We start from the raw sequence: 9,685 nt of genomic DNA, 5'->3' as shown, positions 1-9,685 counted from the left end.
GCCGCCGGGCCGAAACGATCGGCGACGGCGGCAGCCACCTTGCCCACGCCTTTACCGACAGGTCCAGCGGCACCACCAACAAAGCCGCCAAGGACCGCCGCCGGCGCAATATCTTCGCCGCGCACCGCCGCATCAGCACCCGACAGAGCCGCGCCAGAGAGGGCACCATTCCTTGCCATTTGCCAAAGCGAGCCAGAGACACCGAAGGCCTTCGGCGCGGCAGAGATCGCCGGCGCGATCGAGGCGAGACCGCCGGCGAGCTGCGCGGCCGTGTCGACAACCGGATGTTCCGCAGCGAACTTCGCATCGGCGCCCTGCTGGTCGCGCAGCGAATGCGCGTAACGTTCCCGAAACGTTGCTTCCGGCAGTTGGTCCTTTTCATCAAAGAACCGATTGAGCAGCGGCGCGAGCGCAGCATTCGTCGCCGCGTCGAGCTTGTTCAGCGCGCCGCCGAGGATCGGAACGCCGGTTGCGGCCGAGCGCACCACGTTGTTAGCCGTAACGGGGGCCGCCGGCGGTTCGGCCGGCGCCGGCGCCGACACGCCGATTTGCTGCGCGATCTGCGCGACAGTGGCGTTTTGATCCTCCGGAGAGAGCTTCAAGAACGCATCGTCAACCGTCACCGACTTGTCGCCGATCGTCAGGTTAGCCATTTAGTTCACGCTCCAGTTGATCGCCTGACCGCCGACGTTGATTGAACCGCGCGCACCGCTGGAGCCCGGCGCCTTATAGCCAGGCCCCGCCGAATGCTGCATTTGCTGGATCGCTGCTTTGCGCATCGCGGCCTTTTGCTGCACCACCGCCGGCGCGTCGCCGGGTTGCGGGAACATTTCCTTTTCGTAGCGCTCGAACTCGCTCTTGCTGATCGCCGCGCCGCTTTCCTGCCGCAGCATGGCGGTGATGAACGCCGAGGCCGCGGTTTTGTACTTCTGGTAATCGGCCGATTGCAGATAGTTGCCGACCAACGGGACTTCGCCCGCGATCCGCTGTCCCGGGCTCAAGCCCTGATTTTGAAGGCCGCCGAGCACGCTTTCAGCCTGCGCCATGCGCGTTGCGAACGACGCGGCCTTGTTCTGGGCTTCCGTGGATTTGCCAGTCGCAGCGTCCGCTGAGGCGTGCGTTACCTGCTTGACGAACTCTTTACGATTGACACCCGGCGGGATCTGGATCGGCTTTCCGTCCGGCCCGGTGACGGTATCGCTCGCGCCGCCGGCAACGGCTGCGGAGCCACCATTCGGGATCGGCTTGAACGTGCCATCGTCCTGGTTGTAGAGCTGGAAAACCTTCCGGCCGTCCGCATCTTCGCTCGTTTGGACAACCTTCCACTTTTCTTTGCCGTAATACTGATCAATCAGCGCTTTCATGACCGCGGGATTGCCGAGCGCGGCGCGCACTTCCGGCAATGACACGCCCTTGGCGAGCAGCGCTTGACCGGTCGCGTTCAGCTTGCCTTGCGCGATCGCGGAAGGGTCGGTTTCCTGCCCGGTCACGAGCGCGCCGAGGCCGCCGGCGAGCGCGCCGATAGGCCCAGACGACAGATTGCCCAGGAAGCCGCGCGTTGCCTTCATGAGCCGATCGCCGGCACCGCCGCCAGCGCCGGCGAGCGAGAACGGCGCCGAAGCCGGCGCAGCCGAGGCAACAGAGACCGGCGCGCGCGCTGGAGCCGCCGGCGCGCTTTCGTCATCCTCCGCAGCCGCGGGAGCCGGTGCACCACCCCGAAATGCCGGCATCTGATAATTGCCGACGGGGATGTAATCGTCCGGCGCACGGTTTCGCGAGGACGCATCAGTGGGAGCCGCGGCCGCAACCGGCGCAGCCGCCGTCGGCGGCGCAACGAGCTGCGACGGATTGACGACGTTCGAGCCAGGCCCGGCGAAGCTGAAAGGCACCGCGCCCTTGCCGAAGCCATCGGCCGGCGCCGTCGGCGCCGCCGGCGTTTTCGGCGCGAACGGATCAACCGGAGGCGTCGGCAGCGCGAACGCGGAAGGGTCGACGCCGAGCGCGCCATAGCTCGCCGCATCGCCGGCCGCCGGCGCCTGCCCGGTCGCGACGGGCAGCTTGCCATAGAGCGGCGAAGGGTACAGCGCGGAAAAGGGCGACGCGCCCGACTGCCCCGTGAGAAGATCGAGAAGCCCCGGCATTCACTTAGCTCCCAAAAGAAATGTTGCCCTTCGGCCAAAGCGAGCCGATGCCGCTTGCGATCGTGGCGAACTGCTGCGCGCCCGACATCTGGCTTTCCGTGTTCGACGTGCCGGATTGCGTGCCGAATTGCGCGGCGATCGGCGCGATCGAGCCCAAGAGCGTGGTGAGCTGCGAGGCCGGAATACCGAACCGCTGCGCTTCCGCCGCAAGCGTCGCGTTCGCGCCCCAATTCTGGCTATCGAGCGCGGTTCCGGCGGTCCCTACACCGTTGGTGAAGTTCTGGTTCGCCGTCGCATTATTGGCGTTCAGAATGCCATAGGTGGTGTTGCCCGCGCCGTAGAGCGTATTCGCGGCGTTGAGCGCGTTGCTGACGTCGGTGTTGTACTGAGCGGCGATGACCGGCGCGACGCCCGAGGCGACGCCGCGCGCGAGCGCCTGAGTGTTGCCCGGCGAGCCGTCGCGGCCAGCCGCAGCCCACGCCCCGTTCGTCTGGTTCGTCACGTCCGTGGTGATCTGGTCGAGCTGCGCTTTCAGCGCGGGATTGTTGCCGATGTTGGCGCCGCTCGCGGTCTGCCCGACGATGCCGTTTTGCAGCATGCCGAGGTTCGACTTGATCGCAGCATCATTGTTCGTCGCGCCGCCGCCGTTGAGCAGGCCGAGCGTCCCGGACGTCATCGACGACGCAAACGGGTTGTTGTTCGCGTTCGCCTCAATGGTGTTGAGCGCGCCGGTCTGCGCCGCCGTGGTGCTGCCGGCTGACGGGACCAAGTTCGACAGGCCGCCCAGGAGGCCGGTCAACGCGCCCGACGCCGGATCATACGGCGCCAGCGACTGCGATTGCGTGGTTTTTGAGGTCGACGTACCGCCCATCAGAGCACCTTTTCCAAGACGATATTCGAGACGTGGTAATCCTTCAGGACGCGCGCCCAGCCGGCGCGGCCCATGAGGCGCATGCGCTTGGCGCCTTCCGCCCTCGCCCAATCCTCGATTTGCGAAAGCAGCGGCACCCAATGATCCCGGTTTTCGCCACCGAGCGCGGTAATCAGGCAGACCAAATGCCGATCAGTCCGCATCAGGAGCGTGATCGCCGCGGCCTCGATTTTCTCGCCGTCACAGGCCAACCAGAGCAGCCCATCGCCCTCGATCACGTCGCGGGCAATGTCGCTGGTGTGACTGAGATCGGTTCGAAGCACGGCGCGCCCAAGCATCGCCTCGACGCGCGGCCAGATTTCACGGACGCGCTGCGGCGGGACGCAGATCAGATCAGCCAAGGCAGACATAGAAAAATGTTCGGTCCGTTTGAGCGTTGTTCGCGTGTGAAATCGTGAAAGACTGCTTCGAAACGGTCCCCACGAACGTCCCCGACAATGCCGCCGCGGCGTTAGCAGTTCGTGGGAAGAGGAAAACCGCGCTGCCAGGCGCGCAGTTGATCGCAGACACCACCGTGGACGTCGCCCCCGCGGCGAGCGTGACAGAGCCCGTAGCGTTCGAGCGGCCCGCGGCGAGCTGTTGCAGCGAGATCGCGTATTGCGATAGGTCTTTTTCGTCGGTCGACGGCAGAAAAACGCTCATCGCTTGCCCTTCGCGGCCAGGTCGACTGGCTCAACCCCGTTGATGAAGGTCCAAACCGTGCCGGCGGGGATCCGGCAGCGGAAGCGGCTGTAACGAGTGTCAACGAGCATGTTGCAGATGCCCGTCACGGCATTGACCAGGCGCTCAACGCCGGCCTGCACCGCGGATTGCAGATTTTCGCGACGCGACGCCGATCCGTAGACCGCTGGCGCGTCCGACACCGGCCGGAAACCGATCTTGAGTTTGACGCGGCGCCCATCCGTGCCCTGTTCGGCGGTCTCAAGCGTCGCCTCGAGGTTCGGACCGCGAAAGAAGCTGGCCTTGTGATCGGTCGAGAACGCCGCCAGCTCCGGAACGATGACCGTCGACAGGCTGTCAAAGGATTGCGTAATCGCGTCCAGGTTCGAGCCGATCAGCGTGTCAACAGCCTCGAGGGTGATGCCGGGCTGCGCCATCTTGAACAGGTACTCACCCGAGATCCGCAACGGCGTGAATTTGTCCAACACCTGGTCGTAGCAAAGCGCCTTGTCGAACTGGTTCACCACGCCGTTGACCGACTTGTAAGCCCAGATGATGCGCGAGCTGCGCGGATCGGACAGGCCTTGAAAAAGTTGGGGATTGGTCGCGTCGAGATCGGTCGAGAAGGTGCGGTCGACGCGCTCGCGGCCGATCGGAACCGGCACCCCGCCAGGGTCGATCCGGTGAAACCCTTTCAGCGAGTAAAAGAAGATGCTCGAGCCAGAGCGCACCAGGCTTGACGGTCCATAGATGCCGAGCCCCTCGGAGATCTTCTGGATTTGGAACACGCGCGGATCGCCGGGCAGGTAGATCATGCGCCGGATGATGTTGTCTTGGAAGATGACGCCGGTTTCGCCGCCGGCGATGCCGCGGCAAAAGCCGCCGTCCGCCAAATCCTGTTCGTCGCTCGAGTTGATGCCCGCGGTCCAGGAATTCGGACCGTTGACGTCATTCAGGCCGGACCATTTGACGCGGTTCGGATTGGAGAGCAGCCCGTTGAGCACCACAAACCGGCCCACGACGTCGATATAGCGCGCCTGCGGCGGGTTGCCGGCAAGGTTCGCGAAGGCGGCCGAACTCGAAATGTCGAAAACCTGCGGCGTGACGTTCGCTTGAACCGCAATCACCAGATTGTTGAATTGGACGAACTGCCAATTATCGTTCGCCGCGATCGCCGCATAGGGTCCGCCGCCGAGCGACACCTTGGAAAAAGCATACGTCGTGTTGTCCATCCGCCAGAGATCGCCGGCGGTGGCAGCAAACACGACAACCGAGCCGTCCGTTTTATAGGCGGCGAAAGCGCCGCGGCATTGCTCGCCGAGCGCCTGGGAGATCGACGTAAGGCTAGGATAGGGCCCATAGCCGTCGCCGCGCGGCACCACGTTGAGCACGTTGCGGCCGGTCTGCGCCTCATAGTCGCTGAGATCGGGCTTGTACTCTCCGAACGGGATCAAGGGCATCAGAAATCGGTCCCCCGGATCTTGCCCGTCGACATGCGCGCCGACGTCTCATAGTCGAGCTTGCCCTTGTACGCCGGGATTTGGAGCTGCATGCGCTGCATGCCGTCCGTGTCCTCGATGACGTTGGTGTAGAGCAGCAACTTCGCATGGGCGCGGATGAGCTGTTCCGCGTCATTCGTCCATGCGTTGCTGTCCTCGTCCGCCGAGAGGGACGCCAGGCGGTAATGCATGTGCGGCCGGATCGTGTAGACCGCGATCGGGATAGGCCACAGCATGATTTGGCCGTCGATGTAGGTAAAGACGTTCGGCTTGCCCGGCCCCGTGTTGTTGCCCTGCAACCACTCGAATTCGTCCGGCTCGAGCCGCTCGAGATCGTAGGTCGACACCGTGTCGCGCAAGAACAGGTGATCAATCCGGATGATGTTGGGGATTTCGGCGAGATCGTCGCCGGTATAGGCGGACTGGAGCGCGACAGTCGGAAACGTCTTGGAGCGCGTGACGTTGAAATAAAAGCGATCAGTTTCGTAGTTTTTGACCGCGTCGCCGATTGCGTCCTTGATTTGGCTTCCCAGATCGTCGCGCGTCAGATCGCCCGCGATCCTGGTTTGGAGGTCCAAATAGCTCGCCATAGTCCACCGCCGGGCGCTGATAGATGACAGGAGGCGGAAGCGGCGCAGGCTCGTTTAGAACCCGCGTCGCCCCCGCAATGTGAAGCCAGGCGTCCACGGCCTACAGGTCGTTGTCCGGAACGTACTTGATGATGACGATGGCCTTGCCGGCCGTCGCCGCGGCGCCGGTCTGGGTGAACTGCGCGAAAACCTGAGTGTCCGCTGCCAGCGGGACGAGCATCGCGCCGGTCGGCTTGATGTTCTGGGTCAGGCCCGTTGCGCTTTCGGTCACGTCAGCGCCAGCCACAATGTCGGCGTTCGCGCCGGCCGCCGAACCGACCGTGAGAACGTTGGTGGTCGCCGCGTTGAACGCCGTCACGATATTCACATCCGTGCCGATGATGACGGCGCCAGCCGGCAGAACCTGCTTGCCGACGCCGGCGGCAATACCTGCATCGTTGAAATTGACCGCGATGCGCAGGTAGTGGACGAGCTGGAGAGCGTTTTTGCGGGCCGTGGTGCCGCGAGTACCGGTAGCCATAGGATTTTGCCCTTTCCGAGAGCGTTGAAGATGATGGGACGAGAACCGAGGCCGCGCCGGTTAAGGCGCGGCCGTCAGGCCTTAGTTGCTGTGCTTCACCGCGTAGGTGGGGACGACGATCGTTCCGAAGTCCTGGGCGTTGTAGACGGACTTCTTGATGCCCCAGACGGTCTGGGCAGAAACGCCGAGCTCGCGCTCGTAATCGAACAGCTCTTCCACCCACTTGAAGTGGGAGCCCTTCGCGAACTCCTTGCCGAAGCCCACAACGCCGGCCTGCGCACCGCAGAACACCGCCCGGCGAACGCTGGCCTGCGCGGCGCCGGCATTGGAGATGCCGACCGGCAGACGGGTCCACTCATGCAGGATGACGTCCCGATATTCGCCGATCGCGTCGGTATAGATCGCCGAATTCGAGCCAGCGCCACCCGCGAGCGCGGCCTTCTGGATGTCGAGCCACTGGCCGGCGCCGCTGTCCGTGCGGAGGTCCACCACCTGGTAGCTGTGCAGGAACATCACGTACTTTTTCTTGCCGTTGACCATGATGGGCCGGATCATCGGCGAGCGGGTCTTGGCAAGCTCAACGCAATATTCGATGTACTTGAGCTTCATGGTCGCGGTGTTGTCGCCGTTCACCGTCGCGTCGTCGGTCGCCGCGTTGGCGCGCACGAAGTTGGTCGGCGCGGTAATCGCGTTGTTGCCCGAATAGCGGGGATCCACGACCAGCGTATTGCCGGCCAGATGGTTCGCCATGCAGACGTCAAGGCGATCGGAATACCAGTCGGTGAGACCGTCCTTGCCTTCGCTGCGCATGCTGAACGGCACGCGCTGGGCGTCGATCGTGTTCTTGTTGCGAACACGGACGGCGTGCGCCAGCTCGTTGATGCGGAACTTGTCGTTGTAGGTCGAAAGCGCCTCTTCGTTGCCCTGGAGCGTCTGGCCTTCGGTGGTGCCGTCGCCCTGAAGCTGGACGCGCAGGCCGATGGTCAGCTCATCGCCGGCGCCCTTCTCGAATTCGGTCTTGACCTGGATCATGTTCGAGGAAGCCTCGCCCATGAACTTGCCGAAATAGGTTTGCTTGAGCGCTTCCGCGTTGAGCTTCTTCGCCCAAAGCTTGTTGGAAAGCGTGTCGTTCAGGCCGTAGGAAGTCGTAGACATTTCGATGCCTCGATAAAGGGGTTAATCTCGGTGCTGGGTGACCGCGAACCGCCGCGATCGAGCGCAACACCGAGATTTCCCGCCTTCGGTGGAGGCGTGGCGCGATGACGGGCGCCACTCGAAAACGGATTGAGGCTCCGCGGGCCTTACTCAAGTCGACTAGCGGCAGGCTCCGGTAATTCTATTAGGACCGGCCCCTGAAAATGTACGGATCAGCGCGAACGCCGCCGCCGCTAGTTACTCAACCACCAAACAGTCGCTTCGCCTTGGCCGGGTTCTTGTCGCACCAGGCCTCGAACTCCGCGGCCGGCATTGCAATGAGGGCTTCCGCGGTCATATCCGCGTCGCCAGCGCTGCCGCCGGTGCTGGACAGGCTCTTATTGGCGGCCTGCCCTCGCTCGATTGCGTCGAGCTTTTCGGCGCCCTTGCCCTTAGAGGGATCGGCCGCCGCCATCTTGTACCCGCGCTGCTTCGCAAGCGCGTAGATCATTTCCGCCGGGCTCTTGTTCTTGGCGAAGGCCATTTCAGCAATGGCGGTTTCGTCCGCGATAAGAGCCTGATGCAGAGCCTCCGGAGTGTCGTATCCGATCGCCTGCAACTCGGCTGCACGCGACTGTAGGAGGAAGTCATAAGCGGTTCGATAATCCGCATTCGCCTTCTGAAACGTTTCCGCATCGTTGCGGTAACGGTTGACGAATTCGGTCTGAGCCGTCGCGGTCTCCCGGGCCTGCTTTTCGGCCGCCGCCTGGTCATCAAGCCGCTTCTGCATCTGGGCGACCGTCTCGCCCACATGCTTCACGGCGCCGAAAATGTCCTCTTCCGGCGTCGGCGGCGCGGCTGGCTGCTCGGTGCCGGGATCGGCGCCCGCCAGCTTGAGCCGTTCGATGATGGAAAACTTGCCGGTGAATTCGGCTATCTGCCTCTGTGCGTCGGCAAGCTGCGTCGCGAGATCCTTGCGGGCCTTCTTTTCCTCGAGGAACGTTGCCAGCGGTACATGCTGGTTGCCCTTGCCCTCGCCGCCCTGGTTGTCGCCCGTGGCGCCGGGCTTGTCCGTACCAGCGCCGGCCGCAGCACCATCACCAGCACCGCCAGCGTCACCGCCTGCCCCGCCGCCAGTCTCATCCGTGGGAATTCCCTTCTCGCCGCCGCTTTCGAAGAACGCCTGTTCGTCAGCCGTCAGTGTCGGACCACCGCCGCTGGCGCCGCCCTCGATCCCTTCAAAGTTCATGTTGTCGCTTTCTGGCGGTGCTGCCGCCGCAGGAAACACGGAAACGCCGTGCGCGCGGATCAAGCGTTAACCGCCGCCGGAAAGTGGAAAGTAAGTCCGGTCGATGCTATGATTTGCGGATGGACAACATCCCCGCCGATTGGTTCGTCGATCACGACGGCCAAGCCCTCATTCTGGACCCCGCTAAGGTCGATCGCCTGATATCGGCGGCAAAGCTCTGCTACGAGGAAATGCGCCACACCGTGGCGCCGCGCGACAGCTTCACCGACGCCCTCGACGCGCTCGATGCTGCGCTTTACCCGTCAGCAAGCGAGAAGTAACAAAGCCTCTTCATCCCGCCGCTTTTTCTGTGCAGCGGCGGCTTGCGCCTGGGCCGCCATGCGCTCGCGCTCGACCGCGCGCATATCCACCGCCGGCGCTGGCGGCGCGACCAGCGGCCTCCCGATCGGCTGGAAACGCGGTCGCGACCGGCGGTCGATCGGCACACCCGGATTGCGCGTGATCCGCTGGAGCTGGCGCGCACGCTCCATTTCCTCGAGGTAATGGCCGATGCCGCCCTGTTGGAAATCGTAGTCAAAGCCGGTGCGGCTCAACACCGCATCGTTGCCCGACCAGGTGAACGCGCCGGGCTCAATTCGCTCAACGATCGGGTCAAGGATGTTGAAGCCGGTCAGCATGAAGGCGCCCGGCCCAGCCGCCAAGGCCGGATTGAGCGCCGCCGCCTTCAACGAGAGCGCAAAGGCCCCGGCGCTCGCCGCCTCGGTGATCCGGCCGCCCGCGGCCACGCCGGCCAGGACATATCCGCCGACCGTGGCAGCCTCGAGCAGCTTGAACGACACCGCGACGCCAGCGAGCGCGAAACTGCCAGTCGCCGCCGGCATGCTAATGTTGACCGGACTGGCTTGCCGGATTTGTCCGAGGGCAAGCCGGCCGATCGCGTCAAAGCCGAGCAACGACATTC

The 9,685-nt window shown here is 64.0% G+C and carries 11 protein-coding genes and 1 pseudogene; 1 reads left to right on the top strand and 11 read right to left on the bottom strand.

What is annotated here, in order from left to right; all coding sequences use genetic code 11:
* The 10 genes and pseudogenes from AKL29_RS13945 to AKL29_RS41920 all read right to left on the bottom strand — a co-directional run.
* Positions 1 to 488 (bottom strand): annotated as a pseudogene (locus AKL29_RS13945) (hypothetical protein); the annotation flags it as partial.
* A 165-nt stretch (positions 489 to 653) separates the two neighbouring features.
* Positions 654 to 1,730: a hypothetical protein gene (locus tag AKL29_RS41930; protein WP_160321751.1), complete on the bottom strand. Its 1,077-nt coding sequence runs from the start codon at positions 1,728 to 1,730 to the stop codon at positions 654 to 656.
* Between the two features lie 415 nt (positions 1,731 to 2,145).
* Positions 2,146 to 3,012 (bottom strand): hypothetical protein, encoded by an 867-nt coding sequence (locus AKL29_RS13935; protein WP_050384582.1) that lies wholly within the window; start codon positions 3,010 to 3,012, stop codon positions 2,146 to 2,148.
* Complete coding sequence (locus AKL29_RS13930; protein WP_063779910.1) at positions 3,012 to 3,422, bottom strand: hypothetical protein; 411 nt, start codon at positions 3,420 to 3,422, stop codon at positions 3,012 to 3,014. The genes AKL29_RS13935 and AKL29_RS13930 overlap by 1 nt, the downstream gene beginning before the upstream one ends.
* Positions 3,406 to 3,714, bottom strand: a complete 309-nt coding sequence (locus tag AKL29_RS13925; protein WP_050384580.1) for a hypothetical protein — start codon at positions 3,712 to 3,714, stop codon at positions 3,406 to 3,408. Before AKL29_RS13925 ends, AKL29_RS13930 begins: the two co-directional genes overlap by 17 nt.
* Entirely contained in the window at positions 3,711 to 5,192 is a 1,482-nt protein-coding gene (locus tag AKL29_RS13920; RefSeq protein ID WP_050384579.1) for a hypothetical protein, read from the bottom strand. The genes AKL29_RS13925 and AKL29_RS13920 overlap by 4 nt, the downstream gene beginning before the upstream one ends.
* Positions 5,192 to 5,821, bottom strand: a complete 630-nt coding sequence (locus AKL29_RS13915; RefSeq protein ID WP_050384578.1) for a phage adaptor protein — start codon at positions 5,819 to 5,821, stop codon at positions 5,192 to 5,194. Before AKL29_RS13915 ends, AKL29_RS13920 begins: the two co-directional genes overlap by 1 nt.
* A gap of 100 nt (positions 5,822 to 5,921) precedes the next feature.
* Positions 5,922 to 6,341, bottom strand: coding sequence for a hypothetical protein (locus AKL29_RS13910; RefSeq protein WP_050384577.1), 420 nt, complete (start codon positions 6,339 to 6,341; stop codon positions 5,922 to 5,924).
* Positions 6,342 to 6,422: 81 nt separating this feature from the next.
* Positions 6,423 to 7,496, bottom strand: coding sequence for a N4-gp56 family major capsid protein (locus AKL29_RS13905; protein WP_050384576.1), 1,074 nt, complete (start codon positions 7,494 to 7,496; stop codon positions 6,423 to 6,425).
* 241 nt (positions 7,497 to 7,737) lie between these two features.
* Positions 7,738 to 8,787, bottom strand: coding sequence for a hypothetical protein (locus tag AKL29_RS41920; RefSeq protein WP_050384575.1), 1,050 nt, complete (start codon positions 8,785 to 8,787; stop codon positions 7,738 to 7,740).
* Between the two features lie 56 nt (positions 8,788 to 8,843).
* Between AKL29_RS41920 and AKL29_RS13895 the strand changes: the two genes are divergently transcribed.
* Complete coding sequence (locus AKL29_RS13895) at positions 8,844 to 9,044, top strand: hypothetical protein (RefSeq protein WP_050384574.1); 201 nt, start codon at positions 8,844 to 8,846, stop codon at positions 9,042 to 9,044.
* Here AKL29_RS13895 and AKL29_RS13890 read toward each other — a convergent pair.
* Positions 9,027 to 9,683 carry a hypothetical protein gene (locus AKL29_RS13890; protein WP_050384573.1) on the bottom strand — a complete coding sequence of 219 codons (657 nt, stop codon included), beginning with the start codon at positions 9,681 to 9,683 and terminating at the stop codon, positions 9,027 to 9,029. The genes AKL29_RS13895 and AKL29_RS13890 overlap by 18 nt on opposite strands.
* Between the last annotated feature and the right edge of the window lie 2 nt (positions 9,684 to 9,685).

The sequence above is a fragment of the Bradyrhizobium pachyrhizi genome, assembly GCF_001189245.1.
GTDB lineage: Bacteria > Pseudomonadota > Alphaproteobacteria > Rhizobiales > Xanthobacteraceae > Bradyrhizobium > Bradyrhizobium pachyrhizi.
This window is presented reverse-complemented; position numbering and strand designations above follow the sequence as displayed.

Excerpts from the sequence above, each read along its gene's own strand:
- AKL29_RS41930 (WP_160321751.1), bottom strand. The coding sequence starts at position 1,730 with ATGCCGGCATTTCGGGGTGGTGCACCGGCTCCCGCGGCTGCGGAGGAT.
- AKL29_RS13935 (WP_050384582.1), bottom strand. The coding sequence starts at position 3,012 with ATGGGCGGTACGTCGACCTCAAAAACCACGCAATCGCAGTCGCTGGCG.
- AKL29_RS13930 (WP_063779910.1), bottom strand. The coding sequence starts at position 3,422 with ATGTCTGCCTTGGCTGATCTGATCTGCGTCCCGCCGCAGCGCGTCCGT.
- AKL29_RS13925 (WP_050384580.1), bottom strand. The coding sequence starts at position 3,714 with ATGAGCGTTTTTCTGCCGTCGACCGACGAAAAAGACCTATCGCAATAC.
- AKL29_RS13920 (WP_050384579.1), bottom strand. The coding sequence starts at position 5,192 with ATGCCCTTGATCCCGTTCGGAGAGTACAAGCCCGATCTCAGCGACTAT.
- AKL29_RS13915 (WP_050384578.1), bottom strand. The coding sequence starts at position 5,821 with ATGGCGAGCTATTTGGACCTCCAAACCAGGATCGCGGGCGATCTGACG.
- AKL29_RS13910 (WP_050384577.1), bottom strand. The coding sequence starts at position 6,341 with ATGGCTACCGGTACTCGCGGCACCACGGCCCGCAAAAACGCTCTCCAG.
- AKL29_RS13905 (WP_050384576.1), bottom strand. The coding sequence starts at position 7,496 with ATGTCTACGACTTCCTACGGCCTGAACGACACGCTTTCCAACAAGCTT.
- AKL29_RS13895 (WP_050384574.1), top strand. The coding sequence starts at position 8,844 with ATGGACAACATCCCCGCCGATTGGTTCGTCGATCACGACGGCCAAGCC.
- AKL29_RS13890 (WP_050384573.1), bottom strand. The coding sequence starts at position 9,683 with ATGTCGTTGCTCGGCTTTGACGCGATCGGCCGGCTTGCCCTCGGACAA.